The organism is Arthrobacter sp. UM1, from assembly GCF_020483305.1.
GTDB lineage: Bacteria > Actinomycetota > Actinomycetes > Actinomycetales > Micrococcaceae > Falsarthrobacter.
In genome coordinates this window covers 255,875-271,133 of record NZ_JACWAB010000001.1, presented here as the reverse complement: position 1 = coordinate 271,133, position 15,259 = coordinate 255,875, and the positions used below count along the sequence as shown (strand labels likewise).

Sequence of the window (15,259 nt, the reverse complement as noted above, 5' to 3'; positions counted from 1 at the left end):
CTCCTCGTTGAGCTGTTGTCGTCGCCTAGCGCCCCGCGCCCTGAAGCGCCTCGAGCCAGACGACCACCGCCACCGCGCCGGGGTCGGGCTCCCCCTTGACCCGCTCGCCGAGGTAGCTGGCGCGGCCCTTGGACGCCGTCTCGTGGCGGGTCCGCTCCACCCCGGTCCTCGCCGCCTCCACAGCCGCCGACAGGCCGCCGCTCGCCGCGTCCGCAGCCGGGTCGAGCGCGTCCACCATCGTCTTCTCCCCCGGCTTCGCTCCGCCGAGCTCCATGACCGCGTCCACGCCCGCGCGGAACGCCTCGGCCCAGGTCTTGCCCTCGGCCACCGCCTCCGAGGCCGCCAGGAGCCCGACGGCGTACAGCGGCCCCGAGGTCCCTCCGACGTCGCGCCGGATCCTCGTGGACCACTCGCGGAGCATCGCGGCGGCGTCGCCCCGGACCGGCTCCCGCTGCCAGGACTTCGCGCCGCGGGCGAGCGCCTGGCCGAGGTCGCCGTCCCCCACGACCTGGTCCAGCCGCGTCAACTCCCCCTCGGCCTCGAGGATCGCCGTGCAGACGGCGTTGATGCGCGCCGCTGCGTCGTCGTCGGGGTCTCCGAGGTCCTGGACTTCGTGCTCCGAGGGGACCGGAAGCGGCTCTGTATGGGCGGGCGTGCCCGCGCGGCCTGGCCAGGCGAGGGACTCGGTGGGCTCGTCGAGCCGCTCGAGCCACCCGTCCTCGAGCGGCAGCACGGAGAGGGAGAACCCGCGGGTGGAGAGCGAGGTCATGACGGGCCCCTGGGCGAACCGCTCGACGCGCACCCCGCGCTCGGTGAGCGCTCGATAGGCCTCGCGGGCGAGGACGCCCATCTCGAGAACGCTGGTGCCGCCGACATTGCCGAGGAGCACGGCGCAGGGCGCGCCGTTCGTGTCGCCGAGGTCGCGGACGAGGCGGTCTGAGACTTCGTCCACGAGGGCCGCGGCGTTCGTGAAGGCGGCCTTCTCGATTCCGGCCTCGCCGTGGATGCCGAGCCCGAGCTCCACCTCTCCCTCCGTGAGCCGGCCCTCCGCCGCGGCGCCGGGCACCTCCACGTCCGAGGCGCCCACGCCGAACGTGCGGACACGGGCGGCCACGGCGCGGGCGAGCTCGGCCACCTCCCGGAGAGGCGCGCCCGAGCGGGCCGCGGCTCCTGCGATCTTGTGCACGTACACGGTCCCGGCGAGCCCGCGACGGCCGGCGTGCGAATCGGAATCCCCGAGCGCCGCGTCCTCGCCGACCACGACCACCTCGACGTCCAGCCCCTCGCTCCGCGCGATCTCCGCGGCGAGGCCGAAGTTGAGCCGGTCTCCGGTGTAGCTCTTGACGATGAGAAGCGCTCCCGCGTCCCCCGTCACCGCGCGGATGGCGTCCAGCACCGCGTCCACGCTCGGCGAGGAGAAGATCTCCCCCGCCACGGCCGCCGCGAGCATCCCGTCTGCCACGTATCCGGCGTGCGCGGGCTCGTGCCCCGAGCCGCCGCCCGAGATGAGCGCCACGGGAACCGTGGACCGGTTCGCCTCCGTCACGGCCTGATCCGCTCGCACGACGACGTTCCGCCCGGCCAGCCGCCGCACGTTCGGCTGGAGCAGCCCGAAGCCGTCCAGGGCCTCGCTGACGACGTTCTCCTGGGCGTTGATGAGGTGGGTCATGGCTCCTCCGGCGGTCGAATGCGTGTTGCGGCTCACTCTATCGCCGGCGGTTCGAGTTGCCGGGGCGGCACGCTCTGCGGCCCGGGCCGGCACGGCTGCGTGGTCCTCTGGCCGCGCGGAGCGCTTGGCCGGCTCCCAGTCTGCGCCCCTAGTCTGGCGGCATGACCGAGATCCCAGCCACCGTCCTCATCACCGGCGCAAGCTCCGGCATCGGCGAGGAGTTCGCCCGCCGGTTCGCCGCCATGCACGCCGACCTCATCCTTGTGGCCCGCCGAGCCGAGAAGCTCGAGGCCCTCGCAACCGAGCTGTCCTCGGGCCACGGCGTGACCGCCACGCCCGTCACGGCGGACCTCACCGAGCCCGGCGCCGCGTCCCGACTCCACGAGGAGATCCGCTCCCGCGGCCTGCGCGTGGACGCCCTCGTCAACAACGCGGGCTTCGGCCGCCAGATCCGCTTCTCCGAGCAGGATCCCGACGACGCCGCGCGCATGGCGCAGCTCAACGTGGCCGCTCTGACCGAGCTGACGCGGGAGTTCCTGCCCGAGTTCGCGCAGACCAAGGGCGGATTCCTCATCAACCTCGCGAGCGTGGCGGCCTACGAGCCCATCCCCTACATGGCCGTCTACGGAGCGACGAAGGCGTACGTCCTCTCCTTCACGGAGGCCCTCTGGGCGGAGCACCGCAAGGACCCCGTCAAGATCCTGGCCGTCTCCCCCGGCCCCACGGAGACCGAGTTCTTCGACGTCGCGGGCCACGCCGCGGACGCGGGCCTGCCCCGGAGCACGGCCGCGAGCGTCGTGGACTCGGCCATCAGGACGCTCGGCCGGCGCAACCCGCCGCCGAGCGTGGTCTCCGGAGCCGGCAACAAGGCGGCGGCGTTCGTGCCGCGACTGTTCAGCCGCCGCTTCGTGGCCTGGGGCATGGCGGAGGGGCTGGAGCGCCAGCGCGGCGCGGGGCGCTGACGGGTTTCCGGCCAGCGAGAGACCGGCCAGGGAGCCGCTAGAGAGTAGCTAAGGGTCAGCCAGAGAGCTCTGCACCCGGATCGTTCGGTTCTAGAGCCAGAATCCGAACGATCCGGGTGCACAAGCCCACGGACTGGGCTCAGCTCTCGCTTAAGCACCCGCTGGTGTCAGGATTCGAGCTGAATCCTGACACCAGCGGGTGCGCAAGCCGGAGAACCGGGTGCTCAAGCGGAAGTACCGGGTGCGCAAGCCGGAGAAGGGGGTGGGCCGGCGCAGGAGCACCAGCCCTCCCAACCCCGGTCAGAGCATGCAGCTCACGCAGCCCTCGACCTCCGTGCCCTCGAGGGCCAGCTGCCGGAGGCGGATGTAGTAGAGGGTCTTGATGCCCTTCTTCCACGCGTAGATCTGCGCCTTGTTGATGTCGCGTGTCGTCGCCGTGTCCTTGAAGAACAGGGTCAGGGACAGGCCCTGGTCCACGTGCTGCGTGGCGGCGGCGTACGTGTCGATGATCTTCTCGTAGCCGATCTCGTACGCGTCCTGGTAGTAGTCCAGGTTCTCGTTCGTGAGGTACGGCGCCGGGTAGTAGACGCGGCCGATCTTGCCTTCCTTGCGGATCTCGATCTTCGAGGCCACCGGGTGGATCGAAGAGGTCGAGTTGTTGATGTAGGAGATCGAGCCGGTCGGCGGGACGGCCTGGAGGTTCTGGTTGTAGATGCCGTGCTCCATGACGAGCTTCTTCAGCTCGAGCCAGTCCTGCTGCGTGGGGATGTGGATCCCCTCGAAGAGCTCGGCCACGCGCGCCGTCGTCGGCGTCCATTCCCGCTCGGTGTACTTGTCGAAGAACTCGCCGCTCGCGTACTTGGAGTTCTCGAACCCTCCGAACGTCCGGCCGGTCTCCTGCGCGATGAGGTTCGAGGCCCGCAGCGCGTGGAAGAGCACCGTGCAGAAGTAGACGTTCGTGAAGTCGAGGCCCTCCTCCGAGCCGTAGTGGACGCGCTCGCGCGCCAGGTAGCCGTGGAGGTTCATCTGGCCGAGGCCGATGGCGTGGGAGGACTCGTTGCCCTTGGCGATGGACGGGACCGAGTTGATGTCGGAGAGGTCCGAGACGGCCGTGAGCGAGCGGATCGCCGTCTCGATGGTGGCGCCGAAGTCCGGCGAGTCCATCGTCTTGGCGATGTTCATCGAGCCGAGGTTGCAGGAGATGTCCTTGCCGGTCTCGTTGTAGGAGAGGTCGTCGTTGTACGTCGTCGGGCTCGAGACCTGGAGGATCTCGGAGCAGAGGTTGGACATGATGACCTTGCCCTCGATGGGGTTGGCCCGGTTCACCGTGTCCTCGAACATGACGTACGGGTAGCCCGACTCGAACTGGATCTCCGCGATCGTCTGGAAGAACTCGCGGGCGCGGATCTTCGACTTCTTGATGCGGGAATCGTCCACCATCTCGTAGTACTTCTCCGTGACGCTCACGTCGGAGAACGGCATGCCGTAGACGCGCTCCACGTCGTACGGGGAGAAGAGGTACATGTCCTCGTCCCGCTTCGCGAGCTCGAACGTGATGTCCGGGATGACGACGCCGAGCGAGAGGGTCTTGATGCGGATCTTCTCGTCCGCGTTCTCCCGCTTGGTGTCGAGGAAGCGGTAGATGTCCGGGTGGTGCGCGTGCAGGTACACGGCGCCGGCTCCCTGGCGCGCGCCGAGCTGGTTGGCGTAGGAGAAGCTGTCCTCGAGGAGCTTCATGACCGGGATGACGCCCGAGGACTGGTTCTCGATCTGCTTGATGGGCGCGCCCACCTCGCGGATGTTGGTCAGCGCGAACGCGACGCCGCCGCCGCGCTTGGAGAGCTGCAGCGCGGAGTTGATGGAGCGGCCGATCGACTCCATGTTGTCCTCGATGCGCAGGAGGAAGCAGGAGACGAGCTCGCCGCGCTGCTTCTTGCCGGCGTTGAGAAAGGTGGGGGTGGCCGGCTGGAAGCGGCCCGCGATGATCTCCTCGACCATGCTCTCGGCCAGCTTCTCGTCGCCCTGCGCGAGGTAGAGGGCCACCATGCAGACGCGGTCCTCGTAGCGCTCGAGGTAGCGCTTCCCGTCGAACGTCTTGAGCGTGTAGGACGTGTAGTACTTGAACGCGCCGAGGAAGGTCTCGAACCGGAACTTCTTGGAGTAGGCGAGCTTGAAGAGGCTCTTGACGAACTCGAAGGAGTACTTCTCCAGCGTCTCCTCCTCGTAGTACTCGTTGGCCACGAGGTACTCGAGCTTCTCGTGCAGCGAGTGGAAGAAGACGGTGTTCTGGTTGACGTGCTGGAGGAAGTACTGGTGGGCGGCCTCGCGGTCCGCCTCGAACTGGATCTTTCCGTCCTCGTCATAGAGGTTCAGCATCGCGTTGAGCTCGTGGTAGCCGAGGCCCTTGTACTTGGGCGCGATGTCCTTCTTGCCTGTCTTCACACCGTGCTCGAGCGTGCTTTCCAAAACCGGTCCAGCCCTTCGGATACGCGGGTCACGTCCTCGGACGTGCCCATGAGTTCAAACTTGTAGAGGAGAGGCACCTGGCATTTGGCCGCGATCTTGTCGCCCGCAATGCAGTACGTGGTGCCGAAATTCGTGTTCCCGCCGGAGATCACTCCGCGCAGGAGCGCCCGGTTCTCGGGGTCATTGAGGAAAGAGACGACCTGTGGGGGGATCGACCTCTTCCCCTCCTCCCCTCCGTACGTGGGCACGACGAGCACGTACTCCTGCGTCGCCTTGAGGCGGGGCTCTTTGGCCTGGAGGGGGATGCGCGCTGCGTCGACGCCCAGCTTCTCGACGAAGCGGGCCGTGTTGTTGGAGGTGGAGGAGAAGAAGATGAGCCGCGCGGAGGTCGTCTGCTCAGGGACGACCGCCGCCATGGCTACGCGACGTTCGTGACAGCCGAGCTCTGGGAGAGCGTGGCGATCTTGTCCGGGCGGAAGCCGGACCAGTGGTCGTCCGCCGTCTCGACGACGGGGGCCTGCATGTAGCCGAGCGAGCGGACGTGCTCCAGCGCGGCCGAGTCCTCGGTCACGTCGATGACGGTGTACTCGACGCCCTTCTTGTCGAGAGCGCGGTAGGTCGCGTTGCACTGCACGCAGGCGGGCTTCGTGTAGACGGTCACAGACATGGGGACTCCTCACCGATTCGAGCTAAATCTGCTGGCCGCGGGAGTGTTCCTCGGCGGCTCAATCGATACTACATCTTGTGTCTGGCGCCGGGGAGCACCACAAGACCTTGTGTTACACCACTGTAAGTCACAAAGGTGGGGTTTTCCACGCCGTCGTCCACAGGAGGGCCCGCGCAGCCCCGTCCCCGAGACCCGCGCGAAACCGGCCCAGAGCACCTCCCGAGGCCGGGTCCCGGCCCCACTTGTGCACAGGCTGTGGCCATCGCTGTCCACCTCGTGTGCACACCCGAAACCCGTCCGACTGACCCGCGCGTCGCGCGTGTCCCGCGTGTCGCGCCTAGTCGGCGTCCCACTAGATCTTGTGGTGACGACGACGGCGGTCGGCCCCGCCCCTCGCCGTCGTCGCCCGCGCCCGATACCCTCGGAGGAACAAGCACCACCGGAGGTTCGCCCCCACATGACCAGCTCGCAGCACCTTGAGGCGTTCCTCGCCGTCATGCGCACAGGATCCATCACGTCCGCGGCGAAGGCCCTGGCGCTCAGCCCGTCCGCGGTCAGCCAGCAGATCGCCGCGCTGGAGCGCGATCTCGGCACCGAGCTGTTCGTCCGCCACGCGCGCCGGCTTGAGCCCGGCCCCGGCGCGGAGGCCGCCGCGGAGCAGGCGAGGCGAGTGCTCGCGGAGATCGACGCCCTCAAGCTGCGCGCCTCGGTCCAGACGCAGGAGCGGGTGGTGGCGATCGGCCTCTTCGCCTCGCTCGCCCAGCGCATCGCCGATCCCCTCCAGCGCCTCCTCGAGCCGCAGGGCATCACCGCGCGCTACGTCATCGCCGATCCGCCCGTGGTGGGCCACCAGCTCATGCGCGGGGACCGGGCGAGCTCGGGGCTGGACATCGGGCTCGTCTTCCACCTCGGCGCAGGCTCCCCTGCGGTGACGGGCGCCTACCGGCGGGACTGGATCGAGGACGAGCCGTTCGACGTCGTGCTCCCCGCCGCGTGGCGCGTGCCCGCGGACGCGAGCGGCGCGGACCTGGCCCACCTCGGCTGGATCGTCCACCACCCGGGCACCGCGGACGCCGCGATCATGGAGCGGGCGCTCGCCTTCGACGCCGAGGGGCCGCGCGTCGTGGCGCACTCCGACGACTTCCGGGCCTCGCTCGAGCTCGTGCGCGCGGGGGTGGGAGCGGCGCTCATTCCGAGGGGAGTGCTCTGCCGGGCGTCGAGCCGTGGGCTGGACGTCCGCACGAACAGCCACATCCGGCTCGTCCGGGGCGTGTTCGCCCTCTCCCACCGGAACGCGAAGAACGCGGCCGTGGTGACGGCGGTGCTGGAGGCGGCGGCCCAGGCGGCGAGGGAGACGGCGCCGGGCGCCCGGTGAGTGGGTCAGGGGCGGCCCGCAGAGGCTCGTGCGCAGCCTCCCGTACAGCCTCACGCCCCCCCCGGCCTCATCTGTTGCGAGTTGGAGGAATGAACGGGCCTATTCCTCCAACTCGCAACAGACGAGGGAGGAAAGAGCAGAGGCGGGAGGAAAAACCAGACGCTGAACGCGAAGGAAGCAAACGAGCGGCGGGGACCGGTCAGCGCCGGCCGAGGCGCTCCCGCTCGAACTGCTCCTGCGTCATCGAGTCGAGGTCCGCCTTGAACCCGGCGAGCTCGTACTCCGCCTCCTCGAAGGAGACGGCGCCGTTGCGGTGCACCTCGGCCCCGTCTCCCCGACGGCGCACCACTACCTCCGCCTTCCGCGAGAGCGTGCCGTCGCTGCCGAACACCACCTCGACGGCCCCGGCAAGCCATGCGGCGGCGCGGCGGAGCGGTCCGGCCTGGGCGCCTTCCACGGCGGCTTCGTAGACGTCACGGGCTGGGGAGGTCTGGCTCATCGTTCGCTCTCCTGAGTCGATCTCGGGGTGGTGCTGGGCAGTGCGCGTGGGCCCGCTGTTTCGGTGCGCGGGTCCGCGGCATGGCCGCGGCATGGCTCGGCATGCTTCGGCGTTCTGCGTAAGGTCTGACCTTAGGCGACCTACCTGAAAGCACCCGGGACGCTGGCATTCCGAGCGATTGATAGCCTCTGATCCATGTCCGCTCAGCCGCCTGTGCTCTCCGTCCACGCAGCCAGTGCCGCGGACAGCCTGCGCACCGAATGGCCGGCTTCCATTCCCGCCGTCGCCCTTCTCCTGGCCGAGGGGCTGGAGCTGGATCCAGAGGTCACCTTCCTGGTCGGTGAGAACGGGTCCGGCAAGTCCACGGTGGTCGAGGCAGTCGCCGAGGCGTACGGGCTGAACGCACAGGGCGGCACCCATCACTCCCGGAACTCGGTTCGCCGATCCGAGTCCTCGCTCGGCTCGTGGCTCGCCGTGCGGCGCGGCATCGGAAGTCCGCGCTACGGCTTCTTCCTGCGATCGGAGACCATGCACTCCTACTACTCGTACGTCGCGGACACCCCGAGCCCCACACGGCCGGAGCCCCCATTCCACGAGATGAGCCATGGCGAGTCCTTCGCGGCCCTCATCGAGAACCGCATCTCGAGCGTCGGCTTCTACTGCATGGACGAGCCCGAGGCGGCCCTCTCCTTCCAGTCCTCTCTCCGGCTGCTCGCCACGTTCGGCGAGGTCACGCGCAACGGGGGCCAGATCCTCTGTGCCACCCACTCTCCGATCCTCGCGTCCTATCCCGGCGCGCGCATTCTGGAATTCGGAGAATGGGGTTTCAGGGAGCGCACCTGGGAGGAGCTGGCACTGGTCCAGAACTGGAAGCGCTACCTCGCCGAGCCGGGGCGTTATCTTCAGCACCTGCTGGAGTGATTGGGACCCGGCTCTTCCGGATCCGATTCTCCTTCTGCTCGCAGTCCCGTCCCCCTCCCGCTCCCATCCCGGGTTCGTTTGTTGCGAGTTGGAGGAATGAGGGGGCGTATTCCTCCAACTTGCAACAAACGAGAGGGGTGCCGGCCAGAGGGGCGCCGCCCAGCGGGGCGCCGGCGCGAGGCGTGCGCGAGGGGTCGGAGGCGGCGGCGCTGCTCAGCGGCGGGAGGCCGCAGTCGTCGCCGCGGTTCCCGCAGCCATGACGACGACGGCCAGCGCGGACAGCGCTCCCAGAACCGCATTCACGGCGGGGACGGCTGTGGCGAGAAAATCACTGGAAACGTTCATGGGGCTCTCCTCTGCTAGGACCCCTCAGGGCCTTTTCTTTGCGTTGGCTCCATCCTGGGCAGACGCACTGTGAAAGGCCTTTGGCCGCCCTGTCGCTGAGAGATGACCTGAAATGCCCCCCCTCACTCAGTGACGCCCCCTCGGAGCAGCCCCCCCTCTGAGCAGACGCCCCTCTTAACTGTTGCGACTCGGAGGAATGAACACTGCCATTCCTCCGAGTCGCAACACTTGAGCGGTGTGGGTCAGCCGTTCACCCCGTCAGCCGTTCAGCGCAGCCTCCGCCCTCCGCCGCTGCCGCCAGCCGAGGACCACGTCCACGGCGAGGAACAGCACCAGACTGACGCCCAGCAGCGGCACGAACACGGCCCACACGGCGCAGAGCAGGGCCACCGCCGTCGTCGTCACGGGTCGCGCGCGGAAGAGCCGCAGGAGCGATCCCCGGATCGGGGCGCGGCCGCCGCCCAGGAAGGAGGCGCCGCGGGTCGGCCGCCGCATCCACCACATCCGGTAGCCGAGCGCCACCGCGAGGGCCAGCGCGCCCGAGATCGCCGCGAGGATGATCTGGTTCGGCAGGCCGAAGAGGAAGCCCATGTGCAGGCGGATGCCCCAGTCGGTCAGCTTGGCCATGAGCGGGAAGCTGCGGAAGGGCACGGAGTCGATGATGTCGCCGGTCGCGGGGCTGATCGCCACCGCGTCCGAGCCGACCGTCCACGAGCGGCTGATCTCCTTGACCGCCCAGCCCTTGCCCTCGGTGGGCGGGGCGATCTCGAAGGGGCCTTCGAGGCCGACGTTCCGGGCCACGTCAGCCGCCTTCGCGAACGTGCCGACGACGGCGGTGCTCGCCGGGCCGTGGCCCTCATGCCCCGCGTGCCCCTCGTGGCCCGCATGGCCGGAGTGCGCCGAACCGGCCCCGGACGAACCGCTTCCGGAGGACCCGGACGATCCCGAGCCGCCGTGCTCCGCGTGCTCCCCGCCCTCGCCGGAGGCCGCGGCGCCGGCGCCCAGCGAGGCGTCCACCTTGGGAGTCGTCCACGAGAGCGCCGTGCGGACGTCCTTGACGTTCGCACCCGTGTAGGCGGACCAGGTCAGGCCCGTGGCGGAGAGGAAGAGGAAGCCGAGCGCCATGACCACGCCGACGGTGGAGTGGTTGCGCGTCGTCTTGGCCCACGGGGAGGTGGCCTTGTGCGCGCCGCTCTTGCGCCGCTTCCACCAGAGGATGAGGCCCGCGATGGTCACCGGCCCGAGCCATGCGGCGGCCAGCTCCGAGTAGACGCGACCGGGCTCGCCAAGGTGCAGGCGCTTGTGCAGCACGGACAGCCACGTCCGCTCCGGGAACGCGAGGCTGCTGCCGTAGAGGACGGTCTCGCCGCGGACGTCGCCGTTGGACGGGTCCACGAAGACCGTGGGCCGGTAGCTCGCCGAGGGCTGGCCGGGGTCCTTGAAGAGGACGCGCGTCGAGGCGCCGCCCTCCCCCGGGATGACGCCGGAGACGTCGAGTCCGGGCTGCTTCTTCTGCGCCACCTTGACCTGCTCGTCGAGCGAGACGGTCTGCGCGGGCGAGGCGGCGGTGAGCTCGTGCTTGTGCAGCTGCGTCTCCACCGCGGGCGCGATCGCGTACGCCACCCCCGTCAGCGCGGCGATGAACAGGAACGGCCCCACGAAGATCCCCACATAGAAGTGGAGCCTGCGCAGCAGCTGGAGGAAGGCGTTGGACGAGGACGCGGCCCGCGAGCCCGTCCTGGGCGGTGTGGCCTGCGGCGTCTGCGCCGACAGGTCCGGTTGAGTCTGAGTGCTCATGGTTGGTTCTCTCTCTGCGGCCCCGGGCGGGTGTGCGCGCCCGAGGGCACGGCCGGGCATCCGGCGCGCACTGGGGTGCGGACCGGGCGGCCGTGGAAACGGTGAACAGGACGCCTTCGGTTCGGCGTCCGCGAGAGAGCGGCGAGTGTGAGGCGCGGCGGGAGTCCTCGCGCGGCCGTCAGGGCCCGTGGGCGCTCTGGTGGAGTGCGTCACGGCACGACGGCGGAGCGCCCCTCGCCTTCCCGGGGTCAGCTCGCGTCGGCCCGCGTCCGATGACGTGGGCTCGAGGCCGCTGATGCGGAGGGCGATGCGAGGCGCAGGGTCACACTGCCGCGGCGATGAGCGGCGGCGCCCGCCGCCCGACTCCCGAGAGGACCAGCCCCAGGTCCGTGAGCGGCTGGGGCGAGAAATGCACGGGTCGCGCAGACTGCGGCCCGACGACAACGGCGCGCGGCGCCACCGGAAGCGCAGGAAGGACGAGGGCGAGCAGGCGCCAGACGAGGGCCAGTGCCTGCTCCCCCTGGCGCAGGACCGCGATGGTGGCCAGGGCGGCTGCGAGGTGACTGAGCGCCATGCTCGCGTTGCCGTCGAAGAACAGGGAGTGGTGCTCCATGGCCCCGGTGCCAGCCTCGGGCAGCGGGATCGAGGCGTTATGGCCGGCGTGGAGCGAGAGATGGGATCCGGCGGCCTCGGGGGTGTGGGCGGCGTGGGCCGCGTGGGCCGCGTGCGGAGCGTGGGCGCCGTGTGCACCGTGGGCCGGGTGCGGCCCGTGGCCGAGGAGGCGGAACAGCCCGTGGAAGGCGGTCTGGCTGAGGATGACGGCCACGCTGAGACGCCGGAGCGAGAGCTCACGGCCGGCCAACGCCACACAGAACGGCGTGGCGAGGCAGAGGGCCACGAGGGTGCCGAGCGTGAAGAGCGCGGCCCCGTCCGCCATGCCGTGGGAGGCGGAGGCCGCAAGGGTGCTGACGGCTGCAGCCAGGGTGCCGCGCACGAGGCGGGCGGCGGGGCTGACAGCGGTCATGGCAAACGGGCTTCCACGAGGCGTTGAGAATCAGAGTCAAGTATAGACCGATGGTCGGACCACAGGGTGATGCCACGCACTTCTGGAAGGCGGGTCAGGGAACGCCTGTTCGGTGCAGACTGCACCCCCCGGAAAAGGAATGGGGCATGAGAAAACCCCGGCCCTGCGTTCAATGCGCAGGAACCGGGGTTCTCGTCTGTGTGATGCGAGTGGAGCTAAGGAGAATCGAACTCCTGACCTCTTCGATGCGAACGAAGCGCTCTACCAACTGAGCTATAGCCCCTCAGCCGCCGCAACGGCTGAACATCACCAGGCTAGTCGCCCCAGTCCTCGCAGCGCAAATCCGCGGGCACCGCTCTCCTGACTGCTGCTCAGGCCGCCACGCGGGACGCCGCCATCAGCAGCGCCCCCACGCAGCAGGCACGTTCGAACAAAGCCAGGAAGAGACAGTGTCAGCCGTAAACCCACTTCGCGTTGCCGCGGAACATGAGGTCCGTGACGTCGTCGGCCGTGCGATCCCCGAAAGAGCCCTCCGCGCAGACGAGGTCGATGGACGCCAGGATGTCCTCCACCCAGGCCTCGCGCTCCTCAGCGCTCTGAAGCTCAGCGCCCTGCCGCGGCAGGCCCATGATGCAGCGCTCCGCTCCGAACGTGCGCATGACGGCGCGGATGTAGGGGCGGGCACGGAGCCGGACGCGACGGAAGGCGAGCCCGTCCGCGCAGGCGTCGTACATGCCGCTCAGCTTGATGAACACGGCGGGGACGCGGGCGAGCTCCGCCGTGCAGAGGCGCCAGCGGACGGCGCTGCACTCGCTGAGCGGGTGGAGCATGGGCATGCCGCCGCGGGGGCTGACGACAATGGGGGCGTCCACCAGTTCAGAGCTGAGCCGGCCGAGCACGTCGGCGAGGTCGAACAGCTGGGGCCAGCTCACCGAGATCTCCACGGGGACGCGCAGCCGGAGCACCTCGGCGAGCCACCGGGCGTTCTCCTCGACAGCGAAGAACCCGTCCGCCTCCTCCCGGACGCTGATCCAGAGGACGTCCGAGGCCGCCTCTTTTTTGTCCCACACATCGTCGGGCGGCATGGCGGGCAGGCTGCCGAGGGCGATCGTCCGCACCGGCTGGCTCCGGAAGGGAAGATCGTTGACTGACATGCCAGCGGGGATGTGCTGATGGCCGGGGATGTTGGCGGTTCTCACTTTCGTTCCTTCTCGTTGTGACCGGGGGCAGTCGTACTGTGTTACGTCATATACTTTATAAAAACGGTGCCCTAAATTCAACTGACCACTCGGCTTTCAGACTGCACGAGCCTCTCCGCGGCCTCAGATCCGCGTGATCCCGGACTCCCCCACTCCCCTGAGCCCTCGCCTCAGGACCGGTCTTCGACCCCTCAGGGAACCAGGTTGGTGGCGGGGGTCACTGACCCCTATGATTGGGCGCATGCCTACGTCTCCCACTTCACACTCGCGCGACGAGCACGCCCGCAATGACGCGGCCGGTTCGCACGTCGTCGACCGTCCCCAGCACGCCGAGGCCGCCGAGCTCCCCGATGCGGCCAAGCACCGCAAGACCGCCCTGCTCGGTGCCATGTTCCTCATGGCCACCAGCGCCATCGGCCCCGGCTTCATCACCCAGACCACCGTCTTCACCGTCCAGATGGGCGCGGCGTTCGCGTTCGCGATCCTCATCTCGATCCTCGTGGACATCGCCGTCCAGCTGAACGTGTGGCGCGTCATCGGCGTCACGGGCATGCGCGCGCAGGACCTGGCCAACACCGTCCTCCCGGGCCTCGGCTGGTTCCTCGCGTTCCTCGTCTTCGTCGGCGGCATGGTCTTCAACATCGGCAACATCGCCGGCACCGGCCTCGGCCTCAACGCCATGCTCGGCGTCGACCCGACCATCGGCGGCGCGATCTCCGCCGTCATCGCCATCCTCATCTTCCTGTCCAAGCGCGCCGGCATGGCGCTCGACCGCATCGTGGTGCTCCTCGGCGCGGTCATGATCCTCCTCATGCTCTACGTGGCGGTCCAGGCCGCACCGCCTGTCGGCGACGCCCTCAAGAACACCGTCATGCCGGACAAGGTGGACTTCCTCGTCATCACCACGCTCATCGGCGGCACCGTGGGCGGCTACATCACCTACGCCGGCGCCCACCGCATGATCGACTCCGGCATCCGCGGCGAGGAGCGCGTCAAGGAGATCACCCGCTCCTCGGTCCTCGGCATCATCGTCACGGGCGTCATGCGCGTGCTCCTCTTCCTCGCGATCCTCGGCGTCGTCGCCGGCGGCGTCGCGCTCACGAGCAGCAACCTCGCCGCCGAGGCGTTCGGCCACGCGGCCGGCGAGATCGGCGTCCGCATGTTCGGCATCGTGCTCTGGGCGGCCGCGCTCACCTCCGTCGTCGGCGCCGCGTACACCTCCGTCTCCTTCATCACGAAGGCGGACGGAAAGGTCCGCACGCGCAACCTCCTCACCATCGGCTTCATCGCGGTCTGCGCGGTGCTGTTCGTGGTGCTCGGCAAGGCGCCGCAGCAGCTGCTCGTCTTCGCGGGCGCGTTCAACGGCCTCATCCTCCCGGTGGGCTTCGCCGTGCTGCTCTTCGTGGCGTGGCGCCGCCGGGACCTCATGCAGGGCTACCGCTACCCGAAGTGGCTGCTCGTCATCGGCGTCCTCGCCTGGCTCCTGACGCTCTACCTCGGCTGGAACTCTCTCGCCGGCCTCGGGAAGCTCTGGTCCTGATGCACGACGGCGCACCGCGCCTCTGGACTCCGGGCGAGGCCCGCCGCGCGTTCCGCGGCGGCCTCGCCCGTCCCACAGCCGGCGTCTCAGACGGGTTCGCTCAGGCGAATCTCATCATCGTCCCGAAGGACTACGCCTTCGACGTGCTGCTCTTCGCGCAGCGCAACCCCAAGCCGTGCCCCGTCCTCGGCGTCCTCGACGCCGGCGAGACCGAGGGCCCGCTCCTCGCCGGAGGAGACATCCGCACGGACCTCCCCCGCTACGTCGTCTACGAGGACGGCGAGGCGGTGGACACCCCCACGGACATCACGGAGCGCTGGCGGGACGACCTCGTCACCTTCATCATCGGCTGCTCCTTCACCTTCGAGCGGGCGCTCATCGAGGAGGGCATCCGGATCGCGCACATCGAGCAGGACGTCAACGTCCCGATGTTCGTCACGAACCGCCGCTGCGAGAGCGCAGGCCGCATGAGCGGCCCCCTCGTAGTCTCCATGCGGCCCATCCCCGCCCATCAGGTGGCCGACGCCGTCCGCATCACCTCCCGCTACCCCGCCGTCCACGGCGCCCCGGTCCACGTGGGCGCCCCGGAGGAGCTCGGGATCACGGACCTCTCCGCACCGGACTTCGGGGACCCCGTGGAGATCCCCGCCGGCACGATCCCGGTCTTCTGGGCCTGCGGCGTGACGCCGCAAGCGGCGGTCCGGGAGTCCCGGCCGCCGCTTGCCATCGCCCACGCCCCCGGCCACATGCTCGTCACGGACGCGAGGGACGCGGGGTATCAGGTGCCCTGAACGG

At 69.4% G+C, this 15,259-nt stretch carries 14 protein-coding genes and 1 tRNA gene; 5 read left to right on the top strand and 10 right to left on the bottom strand.

What is annotated here, in order from left to right; all coding sequences use genetic code 11:
* Positions 1 to 25: 25 nt before the first annotated feature.
* Positions 26 to 1,669, bottom strand: coding sequence for a dihydroxyacetone kinase family protein (locus H9I38_RS01295; RefSeq protein WP_226336818.1), 1,644 nt, complete (start codon positions 1,667 to 1,669; stop codon positions 26 to 28).
* Between the two features lie 161 nt (positions 1,670 to 1,830).
* Here H9I38_RS01295 and H9I38_RS01290 point away from each other — a divergent pair, with 161 nt between their 5' ends.
* The gene (locus tag H9I38_RS01290; RefSeq protein ID WP_226336817.1) at positions 1,831 to 2,631 is read left to right on the top strand and encodes an SDR family NAD(P)-dependent oxidoreductase; all 801 of its coding nucleotides are present in this window, start codon (positions 1,831 to 1,833) and stop codon (positions 2,629 to 2,631) included.
* 300 nt (positions 2,632 to 2,931) lie between these two features.
* Here H9I38_RS01290 and nrdE read toward each other — a convergent pair whose 3' ends face one another.
* The 3 genes from nrdE to nrdH are packed head-to-tail and all read right to left on the bottom strand — an operon-like array spanning position 2,932 to position 5,764.
* The gene (gene nrdE, locus H9I38_RS01285) at positions 2,932 to 5,073 is read right to left on the bottom strand and encodes a class 1b ribonucleoside-diphosphate reductase subunit alpha (RefSeq protein WP_413463495.1); all 2,142 of its coding nucleotides are present in this window, start codon (positions 5,071 to 5,073) and stop codon (positions 2,932 to 2,934) included.
* On the bottom strand, positions 5,070 to 5,513 hold the full coding sequence (gene nrdI, locus H9I38_RS01280; RefSeq protein WP_226336816.1) for a class Ib ribonucleoside-diphosphate reductase assembly flavoprotein NrdI: 444 nt from the start codon (positions 5,511 to 5,513) through the stop codon (positions 5,070 to 5,072). The genes nrdE and nrdI overlap by 4 nt, the downstream gene beginning before the upstream one ends.
* A gap of 2 nt (positions 5,514 to 5,515) precedes the next feature.
* On the bottom strand, positions 5,516 to 5,764 hold the full coding sequence (gene nrdH / locus H9I38_RS01275; protein ID WP_226336815.1) for a glutaredoxin-like protein NrdH: 249 nt from the start codon (positions 5,762 to 5,764) through the stop codon (positions 5,516 to 5,518).
* A 457-nt stretch (positions 5,765 to 6,221) separates the two neighbouring features.
* On the opposite strand from nrdH, the gene H9I38_RS01270 reads away from it, so the two are divergent.
* Entirely contained in the window at positions 6,222 to 7,139 is a 918-nt protein-coding gene (locus tag H9I38_RS01270; protein WP_226336814.1) for a LysR family transcriptional regulator, read from the top strand.
* A gap of 199 nt (positions 7,140 to 7,338) precedes the next feature.
* Here H9I38_RS01270 and H9I38_RS01265 read toward each other — a convergent pair whose 3' ends face one another.
* Positions 7,339 to 7,638, bottom strand: a complete 300-nt coding sequence (locus H9I38_RS01265; RefSeq protein WP_226336813.1) for a hypothetical protein — start codon at positions 7,636 to 7,638, stop codon at positions 7,339 to 7,341.
* Positions 7,639 to 7,833: 195 nt separating this feature from the next.
* Between H9I38_RS01265 and H9I38_RS01260 the strand changes: the two genes are divergently transcribed.
* Positions 7,834 to 8,559 (top strand): AAA family ATPase, encoded by a 726-nt coding sequence (locus H9I38_RS01260; protein WP_226336812.1) that lies wholly within the window; start codon positions 7,834 to 7,836, stop codon positions 8,557 to 8,559.
* A 213-nt stretch (positions 8,560 to 8,772) separates the two neighbouring features.
* Here H9I38_RS01260 and H9I38_RS10710 read toward each other — a convergent pair whose 3' ends face one another.
* The 5 genes from H9I38_RS10710 to H9I38_RS01240 all read right to left on the bottom strand — a co-directional run bounded on the left by H9I38_RS10710 (position 8,773) and on the right by H9I38_RS01240 (position 12,924).
* Positions 8,773 to 8,904, bottom strand: coding sequence for a hypothetical protein (locus H9I38_RS10710; RefSeq protein WP_264177253.1), 132 nt, complete (start codon positions 8,902 to 8,904; stop codon positions 8,773 to 8,775).
* Between the two features lie 258 nt (positions 8,905 to 9,162).
* Positions 9,163 to 10,701, bottom strand: a complete 1,539-nt coding sequence (locus H9I38_RS01255) for a PepSY-associated TM helix domain-containing protein (RefSeq protein WP_226336811.1) — start codon at positions 10,699 to 10,701, stop codon at positions 9,163 to 9,165.
* Between the two features lie 322 nt (positions 10,702 to 11,023).
* A complete protein-coding gene (locus H9I38_RS01250; protein ID WP_226336810.1) occupies positions 11,024 to 11,725 on the bottom strand; it encodes a hypothetical protein in 702 nt (233 codons plus the stop codon).
* 210 nt (positions 11,726 to 11,935) lie between these two features.
* A tRNA-Ala gene (locus H9I38_RS01245) sits at positions 11,936 to 12,008 on the bottom strand.
* A 169-nt stretch (positions 12,009 to 12,177) separates the two neighbouring features.
* A complete protein-coding gene (locus H9I38_RS01240; RefSeq protein ID WP_226336809.1) occupies positions 12,178 to 12,924 on the bottom strand; it encodes a hypothetical protein in 747 nt (248 codons plus the stop codon).
* A gap of 241 nt (positions 12,925 to 13,165) precedes the next feature.
* Between H9I38_RS01240 and H9I38_RS01235 the strand changes: the two genes are divergently transcribed.
* Complete coding sequence (locus H9I38_RS01235) at positions 13,166 to 14,464, top strand: NRAMP family divalent metal transporter (protein ID WP_226336808.1); 1,299 nt, start codon at positions 13,166 to 13,168, stop codon at positions 14,462 to 14,464.
* Positions 14,464 to 15,255, top strand: coding sequence for a putative hydro-lyase (locus H9I38_RS01230; protein ID WP_226336807.1), 792 nt, complete (start codon positions 14,464 to 14,466; stop codon positions 15,253 to 15,255). The genes H9I38_RS01235 and H9I38_RS01230 overlap by 1 nt, the downstream gene beginning before the upstream one ends.
* Positions 15,256 to 15,259: the final 4 nt, after the last annotated feature.

Bases quoted from the DNA above. Each gene is read 5' to 3' on its own strand.
- H9I38_RS01295 (WP_226336818.1), bottom strand. From the start codon at position 1,669: ATGACCCACCTCATCAACGCCCAGGAGAACGTCGTCAGCGAGGCCCTG.
- H9I38_RS01290 (WP_226336817.1), top strand. From the start codon at position 1,831: ATGACCGAGATCCCAGCCACCGTCCTCATCACCGGCGCAAGCTCCGGC.
- nrdI (WP_226336816.1), bottom strand. From the start codon at position 5,513: ATGGCGGCGGTCGTCCCTGAGCAGACGACCTCCGCGCGGCTCATCTTC.
- nrdH (WP_226336815.1), bottom strand. From the start codon at position 5,764: ATGTCTGTGACCGTCTACACGAAGCCCGCCTGCGTGCAGTGCAACGCG.
- H9I38_RS01270 (WP_226336814.1), top strand. From the start codon at position 6,222: ATGACCAGCTCGCAGCACCTTGAGGCGTTCCTCGCCGTCATGCGCACA.
- H9I38_RS01265 (WP_226336813.1), bottom strand. From the start codon at position 7,638: ATGAGCCAGACCTCCCCAGCCCGTGACGTCTACGAAGCCGCCGTGGAA.
- H9I38_RS01260 (WP_226336812.1), top strand. From the start codon at position 7,834: ATGTCCGCTCAGCCGCCTGTGCTCTCCGTCCACGCAGCCAGTGCCGCG.
- H9I38_RS10710 (WP_264177253.1), bottom strand. From the start codon at position 8,904: ATGAACGTTTCCAGTGATTTTCTCGCCACAGCCGTCCCCGCCGTGAAT.
- H9I38_RS01255 (WP_226336811.1), bottom strand. From the start codon at position 10,701: ATGAGCACTCAGACTCAACCGGACCTGTCGGCGCAGACGCCGCAGGCC.
- H9I38_RS01250 (WP_226336810.1), bottom strand. From the start codon at position 11,725: ATGACCGCTGTCAGCCCCGCCGCCCGCCTCGTGCGCGGCACCCTGGCT.
- H9I38_RS01235 (WP_226336808.1), top strand. From the start codon at position 13,166: ATGCCTACGTCTCCCACTTCACACTCGCGCGACGAGCACGCCCGCAAT.
- H9I38_RS01230 (WP_226336807.1), top strand. From the start codon at position 14,464: ATGCACGACGGCGCACCGCGCCTCTGGACTCCGGGCGAGGCCCGCCGC.